Origin of the sequence: Slackia heliotrinireducens DSM 20476, assembly GCF_000023885.1 — a bacterium.
Taxonomy (GTDB): Bacteria; Actinomycetota; Coriobacteriia; order Coriobacteriales; family Eggerthellaceae; genus Slackia; species Slackia heliotrinireducens.
The window spans coordinates 1,247,045-1,270,403 of record NC_013165.1 but is presented as its reverse complement, the minus strand read 5'-3'; the positions used below and the strand labels follow the sequence as shown (position 1 = coordinate 1,270,403).

Annotated in this window: 22 protein-coding genes; 3 read left to right on the top strand and 19 right to left on the bottom strand. The window is 62.2% G+C overall.

Annotation, left to right across the window (positions count from 1 at the left end):
• Positions 1 to 437 precede the first annotated feature (437 nt).
• On the top strand, positions 438 to 2,594 hold the full coding sequence (locus SHEL_RS05450) for a YgiQ family radical SAM protein (protein WP_012798250.1): 2,157 nt from the start codon (positions 438 to 440) through the stop codon (positions 2,592 to 2,594).
• 477 nt (positions 2,595 to 3,071) lie between these two features.
• Here the strand turns inward: SHEL_RS05450 and SHEL_RS05445 are convergent, their stop codons facing one another.
• The 18 genes from SHEL_RS05445 to SHEL_RS15830 form a co-directional block, all read right to left on the bottom strand.
• Positions 3,072 to 3,881, bottom strand: coding sequence for an energy-coupling factor ABC transporter ATP-binding protein (locus SHEL_RS05445; protein ID WP_232001632.1), 810 nt, complete (start codon positions 3,879 to 3,881; stop codon positions 3,072 to 3,074).
• Entirely contained in the window at positions 3,878 to 4,705 is an 828-nt protein-coding gene (locus tag SHEL_RS05440) for an energy-coupling factor transporter transmembrane component T (RefSeq protein WP_012798248.1), read from the bottom strand. The genes SHEL_RS05445 and SHEL_RS05440 overlap by 4 nt, the downstream gene beginning before the upstream one ends.
• Positions 4,706 to 4,712: 7 nt before the next feature.
• On the bottom strand, positions 4,713 to 5,732 hold the full coding sequence (gene cbiM, locus SHEL_RS05435) for a cobalt transporter CbiM (RefSeq protein WP_012798247.1): 1,020 nt from the start codon (positions 5,730 to 5,732) through the stop codon (positions 4,713 to 4,715).
• 137 nt (positions 5,733 to 5,869) lie between these two features.
• Entirely contained in the window at positions 5,870 to 6,604 is a 735-nt protein-coding gene (locus SHEL_RS05430; protein ID WP_012798246.1) for a CPBP family intramembrane glutamic endopeptidase, read from the bottom strand.
• Positions 6,605 to 6,677: 73 nt separating this feature from the next.
• Positions 6,678 to 7,019, bottom strand: coding sequence for a DUF1292 domain-containing protein (locus SHEL_RS05425; RefSeq protein WP_012798245.1), 342 nt, complete (start codon positions 7,017 to 7,019; stop codon positions 6,678 to 6,680).
• 170 nt (positions 7,020 to 7,189) lie between these two features.
• Positions 7,190 to 7,630 carry a DUF1292 domain-containing protein gene (locus SHEL_RS14250; protein WP_012798244.1) on the bottom strand — a complete coding sequence of 147 codons (441 nt, stop codon included), beginning with the start codon at positions 7,628 to 7,630 and terminating at the stop codon, positions 7,190 to 7,192.
• 157 nt (positions 7,631 to 7,787) lie between these two features.
• On the bottom strand, positions 7,788 to 10,517 hold the full coding sequence (gene ppdK / locus SHEL_RS05415) for a pyruvate, phosphate dikinase (protein ID WP_012798243.1): 2,730 nt from the start codon (positions 10,515 to 10,517) through the stop codon (positions 7,788 to 7,790).
• A 43-nt stretch (positions 10,518 to 10,560) separates the two neighbouring features.
• Positions 10,561 to 11,439 carry a pyruvate, water dikinase regulatory protein gene (locus SHEL_RS05410; protein WP_050749533.1) on the bottom strand — a complete coding sequence of 293 codons (879 nt, stop codon included), beginning with the start codon at positions 11,437 to 11,439 and terminating at the stop codon, positions 10,561 to 10,563.
• Positions 11,440 to 11,623: 184 nt separating this feature from the next.
• Positions 11,624 to 13,708, bottom strand: a complete 2,085-nt coding sequence (gene glyS / locus SHEL_RS05405) for a glycine--tRNA ligase subunit beta (RefSeq protein ID WP_012798241.1) — start codon at positions 13,706 to 13,708, stop codon at positions 11,624 to 11,626.
• Positions 13,698 to 14,630, bottom strand: coding sequence for a glycine--tRNA ligase subunit alpha (locus tag SHEL_RS05400; RefSeq protein ID WP_012798240.1), 933 nt, complete (start codon positions 14,628 to 14,630; stop codon positions 13,698 to 13,700). The genes glyS and SHEL_RS05400 overlap by 11 nt, the downstream gene beginning before the upstream one ends.
• 2 nt (positions 14,631 to 14,632) lie before the next feature.
• Entirely contained in the window at positions 14,633 to 15,202 is a 570-nt protein-coding gene (gene lepB, locus SHEL_RS05395) for a signal peptidase I (RefSeq protein WP_012798239.1), read from the bottom strand.
• A gap of 38 nt (positions 15,203 to 15,240) precedes the next feature.
• A complete protein-coding gene (gene trmD / locus SHEL_RS05390) occupies positions 15,241 to 15,981 on the bottom strand; it encodes a tRNA (guanosine(37)-N1)-methyltransferase TrmD (RefSeq protein WP_012798238.1) in 741 nt (246 codons plus the stop codon).
• Between the two features lies 1 nt (position 15,982).
• Complete coding sequence (gene rimM / locus SHEL_RS05385) at positions 15,983 to 16,540, bottom strand: ribosome maturation factor RimM (protein ID WP_012798237.1); 558 nt, start codon at positions 16,538 to 16,540, stop codon at positions 15,983 to 15,985.
• A gap of 4 nt (positions 16,541 to 16,544) precedes the next feature.
• Positions 16,545 to 16,802 carry a KH domain-containing protein gene (locus SHEL_RS05380; protein WP_012798236.1) on the bottom strand — a complete coding sequence of 86 codons (258 nt, stop codon included), beginning with the start codon at positions 16,800 to 16,802 and terminating at the stop codon, positions 16,545 to 16,547.
• Positions 16,803 to 17,048: a 30S ribosomal protein S16 gene (gene rpsP, locus SHEL_RS05375; protein WP_012798235.1), complete on the bottom strand. Its 246-nt coding sequence runs from the start codon at positions 17,046 to 17,048 to the stop codon at positions 16,803 to 16,805.
• Between the two features lie 138 nt (positions 17,049 to 17,186).
• Positions 17,187 to 19,418, bottom strand: a complete 2,232-nt coding sequence (gene pnp, locus SHEL_RS05370; protein ID WP_012798234.1) for a polyribonucleotide nucleotidyltransferase — start codon at positions 19,416 to 19,418, stop codon at positions 17,187 to 17,189.
• A gap of 122 nt (positions 19,419 to 19,540) precedes the next feature.
• Positions 19,541 to 19,828, bottom strand: a complete 288-nt coding sequence (gene rpsO, locus SHEL_RS05365; protein WP_012798233.1) for a 30S ribosomal protein S15 — start codon at positions 19,826 to 19,828, stop codon at positions 19,541 to 19,543.
• A gap of 262 nt (positions 19,829 to 20,090) precedes the next feature.
• Positions 20,091 to 20,411, bottom strand: a complete 321-nt coding sequence (locus tag SHEL_RS15830; RefSeq protein ID WP_350454473.1) for a nitrous oxide-stimulated promoter family protein — start codon at positions 20,409 to 20,411, stop codon at positions 20,091 to 20,093.
• Positions 20,412 to 20,786: 375 nt separating this feature from the next.
• Between SHEL_RS15830 and SHEL_RS05355 the strand changes: the two genes are divergently transcribed.
• Entirely contained in the window at positions 20,787 to 22,004 is a 1,218-nt protein-coding gene (locus SHEL_RS05355; protein WP_012798231.1) for a MalY/PatB family protein, read from the top strand.
• Positions 22,005 to 22,647: 643 nt separating this feature from the next.
• Positions 22,648 to 22,860 (top strand): hypothetical protein, encoded by a 213-nt coding sequence (locus SHEL_RS05350; protein WP_012798230.1) that lies wholly within the window; start codon positions 22,648 to 22,650, stop codon positions 22,858 to 22,860.
• A gap of 91 nt (positions 22,861 to 22,951) precedes the next feature.
• Here the strand turns inward: SHEL_RS05350 and SHEL_RS05345 are convergent, their stop codons facing one another.
• A complete protein-coding gene (locus SHEL_RS05345; protein ID WP_012798229.1) occupies positions 22,952 to 23,299 on the bottom strand; it encodes a hypothetical protein in 348 nt (115 codons plus the stop codon).
• Positions 23,300 to 23,359 lie beyond the last annotated feature (60 nt).

Sequence of the window (23,359 nt, the reverse complement as noted above, 5' to 3'; positions counted from 1 at the left end):
GGAACCGCTCCTTGTCCCTCGATGTGTCAGTAGGGACGCTTCCCCGCCCTTTCAGCCCACTCCTCCAACCCAAAACCAGCTTCTGCGCCAAAAAAAAATCAACTAGTGTACGACCGTGTGGCCCCGCTTTGCTCCTCGAAATATATGACCACACAAAGCCCCAGGTCAAACGCGTGCTGATATGACACGCGCGACCCGTAGCTTCGCGAAGTCATACACTAGTTGGTTTTCTTGGCGTAAAACGAGGATTTCGGACCGAGGAGCGGGATGCGATAAGGTTGCGCGCACGTCGATCGGACCGAGCCGATGGAACAACGGGGGCCGGCTCCTTGATGGGGCAACGGCCCACTTTCCCACCGCCGCGCTGCAGGTGAGTACATGGGGACTGCCGCTTCTGGTTCAACCTCGGGCAGGTTTTGGGGTATGGTAGTCTCATCATGAAACACAACGGGAAACGACATAGCCAACACGAGCACGCAAACCCGTCCCAGCGGGATGGAAGGCGCAGCTCGCGCTCGGGACAGCGGCCCCGCTCCGGAGATCTTCGCGATTCGCAGGACGAAAGCCACCGCTCCGGCGACCACGACCGAGGCCGCGACCGCACCCAGCGCGACCGGGACCGCACCGGGAACCGCGCCACCCAGCGTGACAGGGACCGCTCCGGCAACCGCGCTTCCCAACGCAACCGCAACCGAGCCGGCTCCGGCAACCGCGCCCGCAAGCCGCAGGCCGCAGCCGCCCAGTGCCCGAAGCAGCCCGCCAAGCCGCAGCCCGTTCCCCACACCCGCGACGAGTCCGAATTCCTGCCCATGACCATGGAAGCCGCACGCGCCCGCGGCTGGGACCAGGTCGACTTCGTGTACGTGTGCGGCGACGCCTACGTGGACCACCCCTCCTTCGGCATGGCCATCATCACGCGCGTCCTCGAGCACGCCGGCTACAAGGTGGGCATCATCGCCCAGCCCGATTGGCGCGACCCAGCCTCCGTTTCCGTATTCGGCGAACCGCGCCTCGGATTCATGGTTTCATCAGGCAATATGGACTCCATGGTCAACCACTACACCGTCGCCAAAAAGAAGCGCCACAACGATGCCTTCACCCCCGGCGGCGAATTCGGCCACCGCCCGAACCACGCCGTGGTGGTCTACTCGAACCTCATCCGCCAGACCTACAAGACCACGCCCATCATCCTGGGCGGCGTCGAGGCCAGCCTGCGCCGCCTGGCCCATTACGACTACTGGTCCGACAAGATGAAGCGGTCCATCCTCATGGACTCCGGCGCCGACATCATCTCCTACGGCATGGGCGAACGCTCCATCGTCGAAATCGCCGACGCGCTGGCCTCGGGCCTGTCCGTGCGGGACATCACGTTCATCGACGGCACGGTCTTCCGCACCGACTCGCTGGACGAAGTGTACGACTACGAGCTTCTGCCCAGCTGGGACGACCTGCAAGCCGACAAGCTCAACTACGCCCGCAGCTTCAAAGTGCAGTACGAAAACGCCGACCCCATCCGCGGCCGGCGCCTGGTGGAGCCCTATCCAAACCACCAGTTCGCGGTGCAGAACCCGCCCACGCTGCCGCTGACCACCGCCGAGATGGACGAAGTGTACGCCCTGCCCTACGCCCGCGCATGGCACCCGTCCTACGACGACGCCGGCGGCGTGCCCGCCCTGGCCGAGGTCAAGTTCTCCCTGGCCAGCAACCGCGGCTGCTTCGGCGAATGCTCCTTCTGCGCGCTCACCTTCCACCAGGGGCGCATCGTGTCGGCCCGCAGCCACGAATCCATCCTGGCTGAGGCCCGCGACATGATCGCCGACCCCGACTTCAAGGGCTACATCCACGACGTGGGCGGCCCCACCGCGGACTTCCGCGCGCCCGCCTGCGACAAGCAGCTCAAAGCCGGCGCCTGCAAGCACCGGCGCTGCATGACGCCGCACATCTGCCCCCGCATGAAGGTGGACCATTCCGACCTGGTCAGCCTGCTGCGCAAGCTGCGCGCCCTGCCCGGCGTGAAGAAGGTGTTCCTGCGTTCGGGCATCCGTTTCGACTACGTGGTGGCCGATTCCGACCCCACCTTCATGCGCGAGCTCTGCCGCCACCACATCTCCGGCCAGCTCCGCGTGGCGCCCGAACACGTATCCGATGCGGTTCTCGCGGCCATGGGCAAGCCCGAAAACTCCGTCTACCAGGAGTTCATCAGCTTGTACGAACGCGAGAACGCCAAAACCGGCAAGAAGCAGTTCGTGGTGCCCTACCTGATGTCGTCGCACCCTGGCTCCACCCTTAAAGAAGCCGTCGAGCTGGCGGAATACTGCCGCGACCTGGGATACATGCCCGAACAGGTGCAGGACTTCTACCCCACCCCGTCGACGATTTCTACCTGCATGTACTACACCGGTGTGGACCCGCGGACCATGGAGCCCATCTACACCCCGAAATCCGCCCACGACAAGGCCATGCAGCGCGCGCTCATCCAGTACCGCGACCCCAAGAACTACGACCTGGTGGTCGAGGCGCTTCGCCGCGCCGGCCGCACCGACCTCATCGGTTTCGGAAAGAACTGCCTGGTCCGCCCCCGAAAAAAGAAGTAGCCGCCTTTGGGACAAAGGAGACAGTCCCTCTTGTCCTATTTAGCCGCAGTGTGTCAGTAGGGACGTTTCCTATTGACACATCGGTATCGTTCTTTATGCAAATTGGGGCAAAGGGAACCGCCCCTTGACACTCGATGCATCAGCAGGGGCGCTCCCCCGCCATTCCGGCCCGCTCCTCCAGCCCAAAACCCGATTCTACGCCAAGAAAATCAACTAATGTACGACTGTTCGGCTCCGCTTCGCTACTGAAAATATGCACCCATACAAAGCCCCAGGTCATACGCGTGTCGACATGATACGCGCGACCCATTCCGGCGCGAAGTCGTACATTACTTGTTTTTCCTGGCGGAAAACGAGGATTTCGGGCCGAGGAACGGGACTTGATGAAAGCACTCGCCCGCCCAGCCTCCGCCTCGTCGGAAAAAGGGACAAAGGGCTCCGTCCCCTATGTCCCGTGGGCGTGTCCCCTTGCCCCGGCTAGCCGCGCATGCGGAGTTCGCGGGCGGCCAGGTCCATCACCAGATCATGGTCGTGGGTGGAAAGCACCACGGTCTTCCCAGCGAAATTCAAATCGTGCAGCGTGCGCGTGAGCAGCCGTTGGGTCTTCTGGTCCAGCCCGTTGGTGGGCTCGTCCAGCACGATGACATCCGGGTTCATCGACAGCACGCAGGCGATGGCCACCTTGTGCTTCTCGCCGCCGGACAGGCGGTACGGCGCACGCTTCGCCAGTTTGCGCAGGTCGAACATGTCCAGCATGTCGTCCACCCGACGCTGGACCTCCTCCTCGGAAAGCCCCATCTGCCGCGGTCCGAAGGCGATCTCCTCCTGCACGCTGGGACAGAACAGCTGCGTGTCGGGGTTCTGGAACACGAACCCGATGCGCTGGTGCAGCCGTTTCGCAAACGTCTGGTTCTTCATGGCGGCGGCGTCAACCTTCTGCCCGTCGAAGCGATACTCCCCCGACTTGGCGAACAGCAGCCCGTTGATCAGGCGCAACGCCGTCGACTTGCCGCACCCGTTGGGCCCGGTCAGCGCCACGGCCTGTCCCTGCCGAATCGCGAACGACACGTCGTCGAGCACCGGTTCGTCCTCGTACCCGAAGCTCACATGGTCGAACTCGATCAGCACCGGCGCCTCGTTGCTGCGGCCCGGCTTCTCATGCCCCGCATGCTCCAAATGTTCCAGATACTCCACGGCCTTGGCCGCCTGCGCATGCACCGACGCCTCGTGGGCCGCGCGCTCCTCGGCGGAAAGCCCCTCGTGGCCCTTCATTCCAGCGTTTGTCACATTGCCCCCTCTAGATAGAAGAACCACACCACCAGCGCCGCCATGACCAGGAGATATGCGATGCCCGCAGGATTGAACACCCTATGGCGCGGCGACAGGTAGTCGCCCACGAACCCGCGGCACTCCATGGCCTGGTACATCTCGCGGGCGTAATCCTGCGCCTTCAGAAACGTCACGCCCATGACGGCCGACGCCGAGCCGCTCTTGTCGCGGTTCGACCCCACGCTGCGCAGCGCCAGCGCCTCAAGCACGCTTTGGGCGGTCTCGCCCAATAGCACGATGTATTTGATGGTGATGTCGAAAATGAACACGAAAATCGACGGTACATGGTAGAACCGCAGGCCTGCAACCAGCTCGTTCCACGCCACACCGCGAGCCAGGTTCGCCAGCAGCACCACCGACAGAAACACCTTCAAAGTGATGCGCACCATCGACTGGGGCTGCCCCAGAAACACCGCAGGCAGCATGATGAGCGCCGTAAAGGCAGCGCCTCCCAACGCAGGTTTCACCACGTCCACGACGTCTTCGCCGCGCTTGAGCGCCAGAATGCCCAGCACGCCTGCGGCTACGCAATAGGTGAAGAACATGTTGGTAGAAGCCGCGTTCAGCAGAATGACCAGGATGATGCCCGCGATGCGCAACGCAGGGTCGACGCAAATCAGCAGCCTATCCAACACCGACAGGCTGTCGTCGTCCAGGCCGCCGCGCTGCATCTTCACGCGCGACAGCATGGACGTGAGCTGCAACGCATTACGCCTCAGAAAGACGTCGCGGTCCTTCCGAGGCGTGTAGTCTTGCGGCTGTTCAAGCCAGTCGGGAATCATCCCCTGTTTACTCCTTGTTCGAGACGAACGACGAGACGACCTTGAAGCCTACGATGAGCAGCAGCACGCCGATGACCGCAGACAGGATGTACGCCGCCACGTCAGGCAGCCCCGCCAGCGAGTAATCAGGCATGATGGCGCTCCATTCGAAGCCGTCGGCCATGCCGCCGGGCGTATAGCCTACCATAGCGGCCACGTCTTCGGTGCCCCATTCTCCCCAGGCGTCGCCGAACCGGGAGAGCCAACCGTCGCCGGACCCGGCAAGCAGGCCCAGCGGCGTGGCTACGACAAGCACGGCCACCAACGCGTAGACGGTGACCAACGAGCCCTTTTTGGAGGTGTCCACCTGGGAATCGGCCGGCTTGTACACGTATTCAGGCGCGGCGTTCTTCACGAAGGTGTAAATGAGCACGGTGGCCAGGGCGTCCACGATGCCCGCAAGCAGCAGGTGTGGGATCAGCATTGCGGGAATGGAGACGGCCAGTGGATAGGGACAGTACAGGGCGTTGCCCGCCGCGTCCGTAAACAGCAGGGGCTGGATGCCGAATTCGACGGCGGCCATAAACGCGCCCAGGTTCATGCCGACGTAGGCGCCGACAAAAGCACCCACCTTATCGCCCCAGGCGGCAGGCGCGTGGTCGCGGATGAACCTATATATGTAGTACCCCGAAAACGGGATGATGAAGGCCATGTTGAAGCAGTTCGCGCCGAAGGCCAGGATGCCGCCGTCGCCGAAGAGCAGCGCCTGGATGAGAAGCGCCACGGTGACGGCCAAACACGCCGCTTCGGGCCCTAGCAAAATGGCAATCAGCACCGCGCCCACGGCATGTCCCGTGGTGCCGCCCGGCAGCGGCACGTTGAACATCATGAGCAGGAAGGAGAACGCGGCTGCAACGCCGATGAACGCCACCTTCTCGCGATCGAGTTCCTCTTTCACCTTTTTGACGCAGTGGGCCCAGACGGGCACCATGGCGACGGTCAGAACGCCGCAGGTCGAAGGCGACAGGTAGTTGTCAGGTATATGCATCGTGTTCCCCCTGTGTTACCAATTGTTGATTCGTGACACACGTAGCATACCATCGTTGTTACGAATTTACAATTGGTAATATTGTGTGCGAAGCGAACGTAGCTGACCCAGCGGGCGAAGCGTCGTCGCAGCCCTGGTCATCGGCGTTTTTTCTGCATGTCCAACGCCTCGCGCACCGGCACGCGACCGCGGAAGTAATCAGGCTCCGAGGTCATTTTCACACGCTCGAAGGCAAGCTCGCCGATGTTGTAGACGGCCTGCGCCACGATGCATGACAGCAGGCTTCCCGTAAACACGTAGGCGCTGCCCCAAAGGATGGCGTTGATCAGCACGACGGCCGTGTTCCAGGGGTCGCGGTTGCGGGCGTGCATGTACCAGAACATGATGGCCGACACGAACACCGCCACGCTTGCAGCCACTGGACCTGGGACAACGTATCCCACCAATATGACCAAGATTCCCAGGATGCCGTAGCGGAACACCAGCTCCTCGGCGATGGCGCCCACGGCCATGCAGGGCACGATGGCAACCATGGACAGACGCGGCAGCTCGCCGGTCATGCCTTGGCGCTCCCGGATGGCCGCTTCCACGTATTCACCGTTATGCTGCATGGCCCAGGTATCAACCAGATACAGAACGGCAAGCATAACCGCAGGCAGCACGGCCATAATCCAATGCGGTTTGCACACAGCCGCCAAATCGCGCAGCACGCCCAGTTCGAGAAAGGCGTGGCGCGGGCCGCCGTCAAGGCACGACATCATCACAGCGAATACGATGCCGATGCCCAAAAGCACCGCCTCGGAGATGACGGTGGAACGTATAAGCTCGCGCTCCTCTTCGGCGGGCAGAGGGTATGTCTCACGTGCGGTCATGGCGGTCCTTTGCATGAAAACAGCGAAAGGGCCGACCCCGCAAGGCCGGCCCCGTTCGAATTACGAATCGGCGTTAGTCCAGGTCATCCAGATCGTCGTCGGTGTCGAGCTCCTCGAGTTTGGCGTTCACCACGGCCACCTCGGCTTCGTCCACGACCTCTTCCAGATCCAGCTCGCCGGTCTCCTCGTTATAGACGTAGGTGCTGGCGTACACCATGGCCATGCCCTCGTCATCCAGCTCGCCGTCGGCGTACAGGATGTAGTCCTTGTCGGTACCCTCGTCGTAGAACGTCAGGACGATGTCGTACTCCTGCTCGTTGCCGTTCTCGTCGACGAACACGATCACATCGTCATCGAACTCTTCTTCGTCCTCAATCTCTTCGACGTCGCGTTCTTTGTCTTCGAATTCCGTCATGGCGGCTTCCTTTCTACGAACAGGCTTTCGCAAGCTTTACGGATGTTCTGTCTGCATTATCCCATGTTAAACGCCCCTGCGTGGTGTGAATCCCATGCATTTTGCGGCATTTTCAAGGGCAGGCGTCCGTCAGGAGAAGCTGCCTTTTCGCGCGGTCGGCCGGCATGTCCTTATACCCCGCCTTCGCCCATCTCGGCTTCAAGCTGGCGCATGAAGGCGTTCAGGGCGTCCACATCCCTGTTCAGGTCTTCCAGGGTGTAAGGCTCGGGGTCGAGCTCGGGCTCGGGTGCGACGTTGATGCGGTCTTCCAAAAGGCGGGCGACTTCGTCTTCGTCCAAACCGTCGAAACTGCCGTTTCGTGCCTCACGCTCCAGCTGGTTCAGGATGCCTTCCACAACGTTCCATTCCTCATCGGTCTCGATAGGTTCCAGACTGTTGTGCTTGCCCAGGATGTTCGCATACACCATGGTGTTGCCCATCTCGTCGCGCGACTCGTCTGTGAACACCACGTAGGTCTTGCCTGAGTCTGCACTCTCGAAGGTGAACAGGACCGAGCATTCGACGGTCTGGCCGTCGTCCTTCGTGACGGTGAAGGTATTGCCGCATTCCATCTTTGTTCCTTTCGCTATTGCTGGAAGCACCGCTCCCCTTTTACGATGGGAACATCCTAGGCTGCAGGGCTTCGGCCGATTGCGCAACCGCCACGCGCGCGAAAAAAGGCGGGCCGCCGAAGCGGTCCGCCTTCAAAGTACGGTATGCCGAAGCGACTTACTTGTCCTTGCCGGTATCCTTCAGGGCTGCCTGAGCGGCGGCCAGACGTGCCAGCGGCACGCGGTACGGGCTGCAGGAGACGTAATCAAGACCGATGGAATGGAAGATCTTGACGGAGTCGGGATCGCCGCCGTGCTCGCCGCAGACGCCGCAGGTGATGTCGGGATTGCCCACATGGCCGAGCTCGACGCCCATCTTGACCAGCTTGGCAACGCCCGGGTCCACCGTGGCGAAGGGGTTGTAGGGCAGGATCTTCTCAGCCAGGTACTGAGGCACGAACTCGGACTCGACGTCGTCGCGGCTGAAGCCGAACGTGGTCTGGGTCAGGTCGTTGGTGCCGAAGCTGAAGAAGTCGGCCTTGGTGCCGATCTCGTCAGCGGTCACAGCGGCGCGAGGCAGCTCGATCATGGTGCCGATCGGAATCTCGAGCTTCACGCCCTCGGCCTCTTCGACCTCGGCGATGGTCTGCTCGGCGACGGCGCGCAGCTTGGCCAGCTCGTTGACGGTGGAGACCAGCGGGATCATGATCTCGGGCTTCGGATCGAGGCCTTCCTTCTTGAGTTCTGCCATAGCGGTTGCGATGGCGCGAACCTGCATGACGGGCAGGATGGGATAGACGATGCCCAGACGGCAGCCGCGCAGGCCCAGCATGGGGTTCTGCTCGGCGAAGCTGTCGATCTTCTCCATGAGGGCACGCTTCTCGGCGATGACGGCCGCGTCGCCGCCGGTGGCTTCCAGCTTGGCGATTTCGACGTCCAGGGCGCGCGGGCTCTCCAGGAACTCATGCAGCGGCGGGTCGAGCAGACGGACGATGACCGGCAGGCCGTCCATGGCCTTGAACATGCCGTAGAAGTCGCCCTTCTGGGCCTCGAACAGCTTGGCCACGGCCTCTTCGCGGACTTCCTGGTCCTCGTTGAGGATGAAGGTCTGGATGATCTGCTTGCGGTCGCCCAGGAACATGTGCTCGGTGCGGCACAGGCCGATGCCTTCGGCGCCGAAGTCGCGGGACAGCTGAGCGTCTGCCGGGTTGTCGGCGTTGGCGCGGATGCCCAGGGTGCGGACCTCGTCGGCCCACGCGAGGATGGTGTCCAGATCGCCGGTGAGCTCGGGCATGACCAAATCGACTGCGCCCAGAACCAGGATGCCGGTGGTGCCGTCGATGGAGATCATGTCGCCCTCGCGGATGACGATGTCGGTGCCGGCGATGGCGGCTTCCTTCTTCTCAGCGTCGATGCGCAGGGCCTCAACGCCGCAGACGCAGGGGGCGCCCATGCCGCGGGCGATAACGGCGGCGTGGGAGGTCTTGCCGCCATGGGAGGTCAGGATGCCTTCGGCAGCGATCATGCCGGCCAAATCGTCGGGAGTGGTTTCCCAGCGGACCAGAACGGTCTTGCGGCCTTCGGCCTTGGCTTCCACAGCATCGGCAGCGGAGAACACGGCCTCGCCCACAGCGGCGCCGGGGCTGGCGTTCAGGCCGCGGGCCACCACGTCGTAGGTGGCGTTCTTGTCGAACTGCGGGTGCAGCAGCTGGTCGAGCTGCTCGGGGTCGACGCGCTGGATGGCCTCTTCCTTGGTGATCAGGCCTTCCTTCTCCATGTCGATGGCGATCTTCAGAGCGGCGGCTGCGGTGCGCTTGCCGACGCGGGTCTGGAGCATCCACAGCTTGCCCTGCTCGATGGTGAACTCGATGTCCATCATGTCGCGGTAGTGGTTCTCAAGAATGCCGAAGATGCCCTCGAGCTCGCGGCCGGCCTCCTGCAGGCCTTCGACCTCTTTCAGCTCGGCGATGGGGCTGGTGTTGCGGATGCCTGCGACGACGTCTTCGCCCTGGGCGTTGACCAGGTAGTCGCCGTAGAACTCGTTGGTGCCGTCAGCGGCGTTGCGGGTGAAGGCCACGCCGGTTGCGGAGGTGTTGCCCTTGTTGCCGAAGACCATGGTCTGGACGTTGACGGCGGTGCCGAGGTCGTCCGCGATCTTGTTCTGCTTGCGGTACAGGGTTGCACGGGGGTTGTTCCAGCTGCCGAAGACGGCCTCGATGGCCAGGCGCAGCTGGGTGTCGGGGTCCTGCGGGAACTGGACCTTGCCGTCCACGACCAGCAGCGGGTAATCTTCGGCGCTGACGTTGTCGGAGAAAATCTGCTTGAACTCGGCTACGAGCTCTTCGAGGTCCTCAGCGGTAAGGTCGGTGTCGGACTTGGCGCCCTTGACCAGCTTCTTGGTGGTGATGGCGTTCTCGAACAGGTCGCCGTCCAGGCCCATGACCACGTTGGAGAACATCTGGATGAAACGACGGTAGCTGTCCCAGGAGAAACGGGGATTCTCGGTGTGCTTGATGAGGCCCTTGATGGACTCGTCGTTGAGGCCGAGGTTGAGGACGGTGTCCATCATACCCGGCATGGACATAGGAGCGCCGGAACGCACGGAAACCAGCAGCGGGTCATCGGCGTCGCCGATGCGCTTGCCCATGCGCTCTTCCAGGTCCTGACGGTATTTGTTGATCTCATCCAACGCGCCCTCAGGCCAAGTGTTGCCTGCATTCGCATACTCCATGCAGGTCTGGCAGGTGATGGTGAATCCCGGAGGGACGGGCAGACCGATAACGGCCATTTCGGCAAGGTTGGCACCCTTGCCGCCAAGGATGTACTTCATATCCTTGTCGCCCTCAGTAACGTTGTTGCCCTGCGCGTCCTTACCGAACGCGTAGACACGCTTTACGTTTTCAGCCACTGTTTTCTCCTTCACTAGTTGTTTAGTGGATGCAACCACATTATCACTCAATAGGCGGCTTGCGCGCTGGGTGAGTCAGTTCATAGTATCGCAATATTTCCTGTGCGGTCTCTTCGACGGCCTTGTTTTCGGTGTGGATGACGATACAGCCCAGTTTGCGCATGAGGGCGCGGGCCGATTCCAGGTCATCGTAGACGTAATCCCTCTGGGCGTACTGCCCGGCGGCGCCCGTCGCGCCCTTGCCGGCGTTGCCCAGGCGGCGCTGGCGGATGCTGACCAGCACGTCGGGGGTGGTCATAAGACCGAAGATGCGCGTGGGGTCGCATTCGAACACCTCAGCGGGCGGCTCGGTGCCCACGGCCAGCGGCACGTTGGCCACGCGGTAACCTTCCATTCCCATGTACACGGAGATGGGGGTCTTCGACGAGCGGGAGACGCCCAGAAGCACGATGTCGGCTTTGGGAAGGTCCTGGTAGTTGCGTCCGTCGTCGTGGTTGATGGTGAATTCCATGGCGGCGATGCGCCTGAAGTAGTTCTCGTCGGTCTGGCGGAACAGGCCAGGCTGGCGGGACGACGTGAGGCCCGACGCCTTTTCGAGCATGGCGATCGGCTCGGTCATCATGTCGACCGCATAGATGTCGTGCTTCTCGCAGATTCTCTTCAGCTTGGCGCTCTCCTCGGCGTCGACGAACGAGAAGAACACCACCATGGGCTCGTTTATGCCGTTGTTGGCCTGCTCGGCGCGGTGTTTCAGCAGGACCTTGCCTGCGGTTTCGGCATCGGTGATCCTGGAGAAGATTTCGAAGGCGGGGTCGGTGACGCCGAACTGGCCGGCCGCCGCCCTGGCCAGCGATTGGGCCGTGAAGCCAAGCGAGTCGCTGACGATGTGGATGGTCGGGAACCCCTCGTGATAGGACCCCATCTGAATGCTCGGTTCGCCAGGCAAAGCGCATCCCTCCTCGTGCACGTGATCGACCTATCGGGTGGAACAAAGGGGGCTTATCCCCCCCCTTTATCCCAAACGACCTATGGGATGGGACAAGGGGGATAAGCCCCCCTGTCCCAAAACAGGGAGCCGAGGAATGGTCCTGCGGCTCCACGAAGCGTTATTTGGTTTTTGCGAGCTGGCCGAAGTCGGCGACGTTGGCGAACACGTTCACGAACTCGTTCAGGAGCTTCAGGCGGTTTACACGGACGGCCGAGTCTTCGTCCATGACCATGACGTCCTCGAAGAAGGCGTCCACGGGCTGGCGCAGCTCGGCCAACCGGCCCAGGGCGGCAGTGTAGTCGTCGGCGGCCAGCGCCTCGTCCACGGCGATGGATGCGGCATGCGCAGCGTCGTAGAGGTTCTGCTCGGCCTGATTGAACAGCGCCGTGTTGCAGTCGGTGCCCAGCTTGGGGTCGCGCAGGTTGTTGGCGCGGGCGAAGGCGACAGCCAGATTGTCCATGGTCTCGCGGTTCTGCTCGCGGGCTGCGGTCAGGGCCTTCACGCGGGAAGCGATGACGGCCGGCTCTGTAACGCCGCAGGCCAGAACAGCGTCGATGGCGTCGGAAGCGTTGCCTTCATCCTTCAGGATGACCTTCGTACGGGTGACGAAGAAGTCCACGACCGCCTTCTTCACCTCGGCGAAGTCGAACTCCAGGCCGTCGGCGCGGTAGTTGGCCAACGCGACGTCGATGGCGCTTCCCAACGACACGTTCAGGCCGGCGTTCAGGATGCCCACGATGCCGATGGCGGCACGGCGCAGGGCGAAGGGGTCCGAAGAGCCGGTCGGCGCCTGGCCGATGGCGAACAGGCCCGTGATGGTGTCCAGCTTGTCAGCGAAGGCCACGATGCGGCCGGCCATGCCACGAGGCAGCTCGTCGCCTGCGAAACGCGGACGGTAATGGTCGGCGATGGCGTTGGCGACCTCATCGGTCTCCCCTGCCGCCTTGGCGTAGTAGGAACCCATGATGCCCTGGACGCTGGTGAATTCCACAACGGCGCCCGTGACCAGGTCGGCCTTGGCAAGGTAGGCGGCGCGCTGGGCGTCGGCGCGAACCTGGGCGTCCACCTTGGCGTCGTCGGCGGCGAATCCCGCCAGACGGACCACGCGGGTGGTCTTGGCCAGCGTGGTGCCCAGCTTCTCCTGGAACACGACCTGGTCCAGAGAGTTCACGTAGTCTTCCAGCGGCTTCTTCAGGTCCTCGTCGTAGAAGAACTTGGCGTCATACAGACGGGCGGCCACGACTCGCTGGTTGCCGTCGATGATGTTGGCCTCGAATGCCGGATCGCCGTTGGAGGTGATCAGGAACTTGTTGACCAGCTTGCCTTCCTGGTCGAACAAGGGGAAGTAACGCTGATGCATGAGCATGGCGTCGACGATGATCTCCTTCGGCACGCTCAGGAACAGCTCGTCGAAGGTGCCCACCATGACCGTGGGATACTCGGTCAGGTTGATAACTTCGGCCATGGTCTTGGCCGGCAGGTCGGCCACCAGGCCGAGTTCTGCCTCCTTGGCAGCGATCTGCTTGCGGATGGATGCTTCACGCTCGTCTTCGCTGGGCACGACGTATGCCGCGCGGATGGCGGGCAGCAGGTCGTCGGCACAGGCGATCTCCACCTCGGCCGGCGCCAGGAAGCGATGGCCGCGGGTGGTGCGGCCCGACTCCAGGCCGGCGTAGGACAGCGGCACCACGGTTTCGCCCAGCAGCGCCAGAATCCAGCGGATCGGGCGGCTGAACAGCTCGGTGTGGGCGCCCCAGCGCTGGGACTTGGGCCAGGAGATGCCCTCGATGGTGTTCAGCAGCACCTCGGGCAGCAGGGCGGCCACGTCGCGGGATTCGGTCTTCTTGACGGCGTACACGTAGTCTTCGCCGTTTTCGTTGCGAAGCTCAAGGGCGCTTGCGTCCACACCCTTGCCGCGGGCGAAGCCCAGGGCGGCCTTGGTGGGGTTGCCGTCGGCGTCGAAGGCGATGCGGGCGGCAGGACCGCGGAACACCTCTTCGGAGGCTTCCGTGGCCTCGGGCACGTCGGCCACCAGGGTGATCAGGCGGCGGGGCGTGGTGTACACGTCGATGGCGCCGTGCGGGATGCGCTTGGCCTCCAGCAGCTGGGCGACCAGACCGGGCAGCTGGACGGTGGCGTCATGCAGCGCGAACGCGGGCAGTTCTTCGGTGCCGATTTCGAATGCGAGGGTCTTATTCGCCATCTTCGGCCTCCTTTCCGTCCTCGAGCGCCGGCGCCTGGCCCACCACATGCTCCAGATAGCTGGCGCAGCAGGCCTTGGCGATGGTGCGGACGCGCAGGATGTAGCCCATGCGCTCCGTGGCGGAAATGACGCCGCGGGCGTCCAGCAGGTTGAACGCGTGGCTGCACTTCAGGACGTAGTCGTATGCGGGAAGCGGCAGGCCGGCTTCAAGCGTGCGGTTGCATTCCCTCTCGTAGCGGTCGAACTCGCTGAACAGGAAGTCGGTGTCGGCCACCTCGAAGTTGTACGCGGAGAATTCGCGCTCGTTTTCCAGGAAGACGTCGCCGTAGGTGAACACGATGCCGTCGTCGCCGCGGCTCCACACGATGTCGTAGACGGAGTCGACGCCCTGGATATACATGGTCAGGCGCTCCAGACCGTACGTGATTTCAGCGGGAACAGGGCTGCATTCGAAGCCGCCCACCTGCTGGAAGTACGTGAACTGGGTAACTTCCATGCCGTCGATCCAGACCTCCCAGCCCAGACCCCAGGCGCCCAGCGTGGGGCTTTCCCAGTCGTCCTCGACGAAGCGAACGTCATGCTCTTCGACGTTGATGCCGATGGCGCGCAGGCTTTCGAGGTACAGGTCCTGGACGTTGTCCGGAGAGGGCTTCAGCAGCACCTGGTACTGGTAGTAATGCTGCATGCGGTTGGGGTTCTCGCCGTAGCGGCCGTCGGTGGGACGGCGGGACGGCTGCACGTAGGCGGTGCGCCACGTGTCGGGACCCAGGGAACGGAGGGTGGTGGCGGTGTGGAAGGTGCCGGCGCCCACCTCGTTGTCATACGGCTGCAGAACGACGCAACCCAGGTCGGCCCAGTACTGCTGCAGTCGCAGAATGACCTCCTGGAACGTCAATGCATCCCCGTTTGCAGGTTTGCTCATACTTAGAACACTCCTATGTTTTCAATCGGCCAATAGATTATCGCTGCCCTGCCTGATACGCTGGAGACGCTGACCGGGCCGAAATAGCGGGAGTCGGCCGAATGCGTTCGGTTGTCCCCCATGACCCAGATGCACCCCTCAGGCACGGTGTAGGGATACGAAACAGTAACGTTGGCGGCTGTGTCCAGAGGCTCGCTGAGCTGGCCTTTGGTATAGGGCTCGTCGAGCTGAACCCCGTCGACGTACACATAGCCGTCGATCAGGTCGACGGTCTGGCCCTCGGTGGCGATGACGCGCTTGATCAGCGTGCGCCCGGCCACTTCGGGGTCGTCGAAGGTGACGATGTCGCCGTATTCGATATCGCGGAAATAGTAGGAGACCTTCTCCGACCAGACATGATCGTTGATTTCGATGGTGCTTTCCATAGAACCCGACGGGATGACGTAGGCCCGCACGATGAAGTTCTGTATGACCCACACCATGACGAACATGGTGACGAAGAACATCACCCATGAGATGAGGGACCTGACGATTCCTCCCGATCTGCGCTCAACGTGATCGCCGTATGCCATGTAAGCTTAAGCCTCCCGCAAAAAAATAAAAGGCGCTGTTAAACGCCTTCAGAAAAGTCGCTTTGCAATGATAGCAAAAAAGCTCGCTCATCGTCGGTGATATTCGCCCTCTCCAACAAATCGGGACGTAAACGCGCGGTTCGCTCAAGCGATTGCCGCCTGCGCCAGGCGTCCACCTTGCCGTGGTCGCCCGAGAGCAGCACGTCCGGCACGCGCATGCCGCGGAATTCCGCCGGGCGCGTGTATTGGGGGTATTCCAGCAAACCGTCGTAGAAGCTCTCGTCCACCGCGCTGGCTTCGTCGCCGAGCACGCCGTCGAGCAGACGCACCACGGCGTCGATGACCACCATGGATGCAAGTTCGCCCGAGGTGAGGACGTAATCCCCCAGCGAGATGTTCATGTCCGACAGCGTATAGGCGCGCTCGTCGATACCTTCGTAGTGGCCGCAGATGAACAGCAACCTCTCCTGCATGGCGAGCTGGGCCGCCACGCCCTGATCGAAAGGAACGCCTGTGGGCGTAAGGAAAATGGTGAAGGGCTTGGGACCTTCTGCGGCGATGTCGTCGTAGGCCTCGAAGATGGGTCCGCACTTCATGAGCAGGCCCTGGCCTCCGCCGTAGGGGTCGTCGTCGGTGGTGCGGTGGCGGTCGTGCGTCCAATCCCTCAGGTCATGGGCGCGAAACTCGAAGGCTCCGGCGGCCTGGGCCCGCTTGAGGATGGACTCGTTGACCACCGAGTCGTACATGTGCGGGAAGGTGGACAGCGTTTCGATGAGCATGCTAGTTATCCTCCCCTTGTTCGTCCACGGCTTCGAGCGAATCCAGGTTCAGCAGTCCTGAAGGGATGCTGACCAGGATGGTTTCCGCCTCGTCGTCGATATCCAGGATGAACTCGTCGACGGCGGGAATCAGCACCTCGCGCCCGTCGCGGTCGACGGACAAAAGCGACTGGCCCGGCATGTCGAGCACCTCGGTCAGCGTGCCGATGCTGCCCAGGTTCTCGTCGACCACGGCGTAGCCCGCAACATCATCTATGTAGAGGGTGTCTTCGTAGTCTTCGGGCAGCTCGTCGGTATCCACCAGGCAGAACTTCCCCACCAGAGCCTCGGCCTGGGTGCGGTCCTTCACGCCTTTGAAGCTGACCAGCCAGTCATCCCCGCTGATATGCTGCACATCGCGCACTTTCACGTGGCGCGGCCCGTCCAAGTTGGGCGGCACGAAGCTTACGCGCATGCCCGGTTCCAAAAGAAAAGGAAGGCCGTGCGCAGGATGCGCTACGAACCTTCCCTTCAAGCCTTGAACAGATGCCAAAACGGCAACGTTGGCCCACGTCTGCACTGAGCTAGTCCTCGATCAATTCGACGGACACGTCGCGGCCTTCGGCGCACACGGCAGCGCGCGCAAGAACGCGGATAGATTTGATGACGCGGCCCTGACGACCGATGACCTTGCCGCAATCGTCGGGAGCAACGCGGATTTCCACGAGCTCTTCGCCGTGGGCGGATACGGACACCGTCACATCGACGGCTTCCTTATCCTCCACCAGCGGTTCGACAATGGTACGCACCAGGGCAGCGATATCGGTGCTGAACTCTGACATTTACTGGGCCTTCTTGGCGGTTTCAATCAGACGAACGACGGTGTCGGTGGGCTGGGCACCCTTGCCGATCCAGGACTCGATCTTCTCAAGGTCGAGCTCGATGGTGGAAGGATCGGTGTTGGGGTTGTAGCGGCCGACCTGCTCGATGATCTGGCCGTCGCGGCGAGCGCGGGCATCGGCGACGACGACGCGGTAGAACGGCTTCTTCTTGGCACCGTGACGGGCGAGACGAATCTTGACTGCCATTTCGTTGGACTCCTTTATATCTACTGGTACGAAATCACGAGGAACCATAATATTACGGGTTCCCCCATATTTCAACCACGCGTCTGGGGTGAAAACACCTAATGGACACGCCAGACGCGCGATTTGGTTGACTTACTCTTACTGCTGGTGGCGACGACGGGGCTTGCGGTTGTCTCCGCCGCGGTCCTCGTTGCCGTTGTTGCGGTTGCCGCGGCCGGGACGGCGATCGCGGCCGTTGCCGCGCTCCTCGCGGCCGTTGTGAGCGGGCTCGGAGCCTTCCGGCGCATCCGGCTTCTCAAGACGGTCCAAAGAAACCTTGCCGCTCTTCGGATCGATTTCGATAACCTGGACCTTCACGGTGTCGCCCATGTTCAGGACGTCTTCCACCTTGCTGACGCGGCCGTTGGCCATGCGGCTGATGTGGAGCAGGCCGTCCTTGGATGGCGTCAGCTTGACGAACGCGCCGAAGGTCTGGATGCCGACAACGGTGCCTTCGTACACCTCGCCCACCTCGGGCTCCTTGACGATGGCCTCGACTGCGGCCTTGGCGGCGCGGCCGGCCTCCTGGTCGACGGAGGCGATGTGCACGGTGCCGTCTTCCTGGATCTCGATGGAAGCACCCGTGGAATCCTGGATGCCGCGGATGGTTTCGCCACCCTTGCCGATGACCTCGCGGATCTTGTCCACGGGGATGTGGATGGTCTCGATGCGGGGCGCGGTGTCACGCAGCTCCTCGCGAGGACCGGGGATCTCGGCCAGCATGGCGTTCAGGATGTGGGCACGGCCCTCCTTGGCCTGCTGCAGCGCACGGCCCAGGATCTCGGTGGACAGGCCGCGGGCCTTGTTGTCCATCTGGAGCGCCGTGATGCCGTTGGCGGTGCCGGTCACCTTGAAGTCCATGTCGCCCAGGAAGTCCTCAAGACCCTGGATGTCGGACAGGATGACCACGCCGTCCTCCTCCTTGATCAGGCCCATGGCGATGCCGGAGACGGGCGCCTTGATGGGCACGCCGGCGTCCATGAGGGCCAGGCAGGAACCGCAGGTGGATGCCATGGAGGAAGAGCCGTTGGACTCGAGGATCTCGGAGACCACGCGGATGGCGTAAGGGAACTCGTCCTCGGAAGGCAGCACGGGCAGGATGGCGCGCTCTGCCAGCGCACCGTGGCCGACCTCGCGGCGCTTGGGGGCGCCCATGCGGCCGACTTCGCCGGTGCAGTACGGCGGGAAGTTGTACTGATGCATGTAGCGCTTGCCCGTGGCCGGGTCGATGGTGTCCAGACGCTGGGCCTCGTTGAGAAGGCCCAAGGTGCACACGGACAGGGCCTGGGTCTGGCCGCGCTGGAACAGGCCGGAGCCGTGGACGCGGGGCAGATAGCCGGGACGGATGTACAGCGGACGGATCTCGTCGGCCGCGCGGCCGTCGGCACGTTCGCCGGTCTCGATGACCATGCGGCGCATGGCATGCTTCTCAAGGGACTTGAGGGCCGCGGCGATGTCGGAACCCCAAGCGGCCTGCTCCTCCTCGGAGAAGTCGTTGGCCTTGATGGCGGCCTTCAGCTCCTCGACCTTGGCGATGCGGGACTGCTTGTCGGCATCCTTGAGGGCTGCGGACATTTCGTCGAAGTGGGCGTCGACGCGCTCGGCGATGGAGGCGTCGGGCACATGGATGGGCCATTCGCGGGGCTCGGGAGCCACCATGGCCAGGAATTCGGCCTGCTTCTCGCAGAAGGCCGCGATGGCCTCCTGGCCGAAGTTCATGGCAGCGAGCATGTCCTCTTCGGTGACCTCGTTGGCGCCGGCCTCCACCATGGAGATGTAATCACGGGTGCCTGCGATGGTCAGCTCGAGGTCGGAGGTCTCCTGCTCTTCGTACGTCGGGTTGACGATGAACTCCTTGGTTTCGGCGTTGCGGGCGATGCGCACGCAAGCAGCCGGGCCGTCGAAGGGAGCGGAGCCGATCATGAGGGCTGCGCTGGCGCCGCCGACGCAGATGCAGTCGGGCGGGTTCTGGCCGTCGATGGCGAAGGTGGTGGCCACGACGTGGACTTCCTGTTTGAAGCCGTCGGCGAAGCCGGGGCGGATCGGGCGGTCGATCATGCGAGCCGTCAGCGTGCCCTTGTCAGATGCTTTGCCTTCGCGCTTCAGGTAGCCGCCGGGGATGCGGCCCACGGCGTACATTTTCTCCATGAAGTCGACCGTCAGCGGGAAGAAGTCGTAGTCCTTTTCCTGGGCCGAGATGACAGCGGTGACCAGAACGGTGGTTTCGCCCTGCTTGACCAGGACGGCACCTGTGGCCTGCTTGGCCAGCTCGCCCGTTTCGAAGGCGTACTCCTTGCCGTACAGTTCGAAGGCCAAAGAAACTTTTTCCATTGAGTATTACTCTTTCTCTCTTCTTCGGGATGGGCTTCTCACCATCCTCGCGAGCAGCGCGGACCCTTCCGCGCCGACCGTCAATCAAAAGCCCGCCGGATCGACGGGCTTTCAGATGCTACTTAGATGTTGTCGCGGATGCCCAGTTTCTTGATGAGGGCACGATACTGTTCGATGTCGCGATTCTTGATGTAGCGCAGCATGGAGCGGCGCTTACCGATGAGCATCATCAGACCGCGGCGGGAGTGGTTGTCCTTCTTGTGCTCCTTGAGGTGCTCGGTGAGGTTGCGGATGCGCTCGGTCAGGATGGCAACCTGAACCTCGGGGGCGCCGGTGTCGTTGGCGTCCTTGCCGAACTCGGCAACCAGTTCTGCGGTACGCTCTTTGGTGATAGAGAGCTTGCTGGGCATAGGGATCCCACCTTTCTTGACGGATTATCCGTCCTAATGCGGCTGTTGCACGCCGCTCTTTTAATACGCCGCGAGCTGCGAACCATGCGGTGGTGCATGTGCACGAAGCCCGGGTAAAAGCAACTTGTGCAGTATACCATCGAGGCCGAGCTGCTGCCCGAGAGAGTCTTCCCCCTTCACAAACTGGGCAAATGTATGTGCCGGATGCAGCAGACACCCCGCTCTTCTCCGTCGCATTGCGCGAGATGCGACGGCGACAGCGTCACGTCCGACGACGTCGCTTATGCAGATATTCCCAGGTCATCAAGGGATGAAGCAATGCCATGCGAGGCGCGGCGTAGCGCATCATGCGCTTAACGCGAACCTGATCCTCTCCCCTCTGACAATGGACAGGGCAATCCTGGCAGTTTCCCTCGTGGCCGAACGGACATGCCTCGGCGCGTCGGGCCGTCGCTTCCACGGTCGCGCGGCATTCAGGGCACAGGCCATCGCAATCGCGCTCAACGTGCCCATGGTTCCCATTGCAATAGATTCTGCCGATGGCGCAAAGCGTGCGCCGATCTCTGTCTTTTCGCTCTTCCATAAAGCTGATTGTAGCAAACCCCAATCCCTCTTCCCCATCGCGTTTGCATCCGCAGACGATGCCAAGCCGCCTTCCTGACGGACGCGACGGGCAAAGCATGCAGAACCACCTCGTTTCTCGTTTGCCGAAAGCGTTTCTGCAAACGCTCCTATATCCTATAATCGCGCCATCGAAAACAGCACATGCAACGGAACCTCCCATCAGCTCGTTTCGGCGCTGGACGAAAGGAAACCCCCTCGTCCAGCCTTCGTGCGCGGGATGGCAGGCAGGTCTGCGGGACGCATCGCGCCATGCCGCCACAAGCAGCGCACTACCTGGCCGACGACTCGTTCGGGCTTGATCCAAGCGGATTCCCCAACCAATGAAGGAGCAGCGATGTACGATTTTGACGAAGTCATCGACAGGCAAGGTACGGATGCCTTGAACACGGATGGCTTCCGCGGATACATCTTCCATGCGGGACCTGAAAAGGTGTTCCCCTACGCCGACGACGAGTTCGTCCGGATGTGGGTGGCCGACATGGAGTTCGGCATCGCCCCGGAAATCCTGGACGCGCTGCGCGCTCGTATCGACCGCCGCATTTTCGGATACACCGTCGTGAACGACGCCGAGTACTACCAGCTGTTCCGTTCGTGGTGCCTGGACCACTACGATTGGGACTTCCCCCAGGAACAGCTGTGCTACAGCCCCGGCATCATCCCGGCCCTCTTCCAGCTCACGGAGTCACTCGTCGGGCCGAAAGAGAAAGTCCTCATGTGCACCCCTGCGTACGGATATTTCCTGCATGCGGCGGAATACGGCCATGTGGAGCCCGTGCGCTGCCCGCTGAACATCGACGAGCAGGGGCGTTTCACCGTCGACTACGAAGCGCTCGATTCGATGTGCGCCGACCCGTGGGTGAAGCTTATATATTGGTGCAACCCGCACAACCCCTCCGGCCGCGTCTGGACGCAGGAGGAACTCGAGAAGGTGGCGCGCATCATCGAGAAGCACGGCATCTGGATCGTCTCCGACGAGATTCATTGCGACATCCTCCGCCAGGGCAAACAGCACATTCCCATGGGAAAGGTCATGCAGGATTATCCGAAGCTTATCACCTGCATGGCACCGACCAAGACGTTCAACATGGCCGGTCTGTCGTTCTCCAACATCATCATCCGGGACAAGACCCTGCGCGAAACCTTCCGCAACCGCGACAAGCTGGACGGCATGTACAACGCCATGGCGGTAACCGCAGCCAAGGCCGCCTACACGTATGGCGAGCCGTGGCGCCGGGAGCTGTTGGCGTATCTGGACGAGAACTTCGCATTCACGAAGCAATTCCTGGAAAACGAGCTGCCTGAGGCGGTCATGAACATATCCGAGGCGACGTACCTGGCCTGGGTCGACATGTCCAAGTGCCTGCCGGACGTAGACGACCTGCCGGACTTCTTCGCAAACGAGGCAGGCGTGCTTCTCGAAGGCGGGAACGACCTGTTCGTAGGTAATGCGGACGGCTATATTCGGCTCAATCTGGCAATGCCCCGATCCATCATCAAAACCGGCCTCGAGCGAATGAGGGATGCCATCGTCGCGCATAGTGCCGAACAATAACGGCTCGCCGCCAATGCGGCTTTTTCGGGTATGAACCTCAAGCAGGACCCTGGTGACAGATCGTCTACCAGAGTCCTGTTTTTACGAGGCATGCCTCGGCACGCATCCGGCCGCCGCGAACGTGGCGGCCGGATGCGTGCTCTGGCTGCTCCGGCTCCTGTCGGCGCGGATCCTGACGCGCAAACGAAAAAGGCCTAGCGGAAAGACGCACCGCTAGGACCAAAACCACCGCTGATTCTACAATGTAGATGAGGCAGGCGTCAAGCCCCGGGCCCCTGCGGGCCTGGAGCGGTCCCACGTAAACGAAAAACCGTCCGTCTCGGCGCCTCCCGAGGCGACCGCAACATCCACCATCAAGACGGGTATACTGTTTCGACTAAGGTCCACCCACTGAAGAAAGGTGCACCTCAATGGCAAAAAAGGCACATTGCACTATGCATTCTGACCGCAACTCTGCTGATGGCCGCAGCCGCATTCATGGTGGGGCGTGCACCAGCAACCCGAGCATAGTGGGCGACATCGCCGAGGACGGCACGACCACCATCAAGACAACAAACGCCACAGCTGAGACGAACTACGTGGACGGCCTCGAAATCACCGAGGGTCAGGCGTTCTTCGCCAGCGCAAAGGTGAAAAGGGCGCCGTGCACGTATCCCTGGAAACGGTTGACGCCCAAACCGGCGAGACTTCCGAGGTGGTTGCCGAAAGCGAGCTGACGGGCGTGTTCACCTACGGTGCCGAGGTCGAGCCTGGCAGCTACATGCTCAAGGTCGCAGGCACCGACGACGAGCCCGCCACAGGCACCATAGTCGTGAAGGCTACGACCCCCGAAGAGGCCGGCCTGGTCATGGAATAGCGGCCAATCACGTCCTGACGAAAAAGCAAGCGATTCAGCCCCTGTGCAAAGGCTAGCACGGGGGCTGCGTTCTTTTCCGGACCCAAGCCGTCTACCCGAACAGCGGAATCCACGGAACTATCGGCACCACCATCTGCAACAACGCCAAAATGGGCCCGCCTAAGCCGCCCATGAACGCCACGAACACAAACAGGGAGATGAACGCCGCGTTGGCCGCAACGAGCACCACCTTCAGCCACAGCCACTTCCCCTCCCATGACAGGCACAGGAATATGCAGCCGTAGAATCCCAAAAACAGCAGGTAGTACGGGTTTACGACATCCATGACGACATTCGTGGTGCCCATATCCAACGCGCACGCAGGCAGCACCAACGAAGCCAGCAGCGACACCACCTTGACCGGCTTGCTCCCCTTGAGCCTGCTTTTCATCGTTTCCATGGCGCGCAACCCCTCTCGACGATTCCTTCGCCCGACCTCTGGACCGGCCGACATGTAACC

Coding starts and splice junctions, on each gene's coding strand:
- lepB (WP_012798239.1), bottom strand. CDS start 15,202: ATGGCATACGGCGATCACGTTGAGCGCAGATCGGGAGGAATCGTCAGG.
- rpsO (WP_012798233.1), bottom strand. CDS start 19,828: ATGCCCAGCAAGCTCTCTATCACCAAAGAGCGTACCGCAGAACTGGTT.
- SHEL_RS05425 (WP_012798245.1), bottom strand. CDS start 7,019: ATGACGGAATTCGAAGACAAAGAACGCGACGTCGAAGAGATTGAGGAC.
- SHEL_RS05400 (WP_012798240.1), bottom strand. CDS start 14,630: ATGAGCAAACCTGCAAACGGGGATGCATTGACGTTCCAGGAGGTCATT.
- glyS (WP_012798241.1), bottom strand. CDS start 13,708: ATGGCGAATAAGACCCTCGCATTCGAAATCGGCACCGAAGAACTGCCC.
- SHEL_RS05430 (WP_012798246.1), bottom strand. CDS start 6,604: ATGACCGCACGTGAGACATACCCTCTGCCCGCCGAAGAGGAGCGCGAG.
- rpsP (WP_012798235.1), bottom strand. CDS start 17,048: ATGGCAGTCAAGATTCGTCTCGCCCGTCACGGTGCCAAGAAGAAGCCG.
- cbiM (WP_012798247.1), bottom strand. CDS start 5,732: ATGCATATACCTGACAACTACCTGTCGCCTTCGACCTGCGGCGTTCTG.
- trmD (WP_012798238.1), bottom strand. CDS start 15,981: ATGCTCATCGAAACGCTGTCCACCTTCCCGCACATGTACGACTCGGTG.
- SHEL_RS05380 (WP_012798236.1), bottom strand. CDS start 16,802: ATGTCAGAGTTCAGCACCGATATCGCTGCCCTGGTGCGTACCATTGTC.
- SHEL_RS15830 (WP_350454473.1), bottom strand. CDS start 20,411: ATGGAAGAGCGAAAAGACAGAGATCGGCGCACGCTTTGCGCCATCGGC.
- SHEL_RS05345 (WP_012798229.1), bottom strand. CDS start 23,299: ATGGAAACGATGAAAAGCAGGCTCAAGGGGAGCAAGCCGGTCAAGGTG.
- SHEL_RS14250 (WP_012798244.1), bottom strand. CDS start 7,630: ATGGAATGCGGCAATACCTTCACCGTCACGAAGGACGACGGCCAGACC.
- pnp (WP_012798234.1), bottom strand. CDS start 19,418: ATGGAAAAAGTTTCTTTGGCCTTCGAACTGTACGGCAAGGAGTACGCC.
- SHEL_RS05410 (WP_050749533.1), bottom strand. CDS start 11,439: ATGGGGTCCTATCACGAGGGGTTCCCGACCATCCACATCGTCAGCGAC.
- SHEL_RS05355 (WP_012798231.1), top strand. CDS start 20,787: ATGTACGATTTTGACGAAGTCATCGACAGGCAAGGTACGGATGCCTTG.
- SHEL_RS05440 (WP_012798248.1), bottom strand. CDS start 4,705: ATGATTCCCGACTGGCTTGAACAGCCGCAAGACTACACGCCTCGGAAG.
- SHEL_RS05450 (WP_012798250.1), top strand. CDS start 438: ATGAAACACAACGGGAAACGACATAGCCAACACGAGCACGCAAACCCG.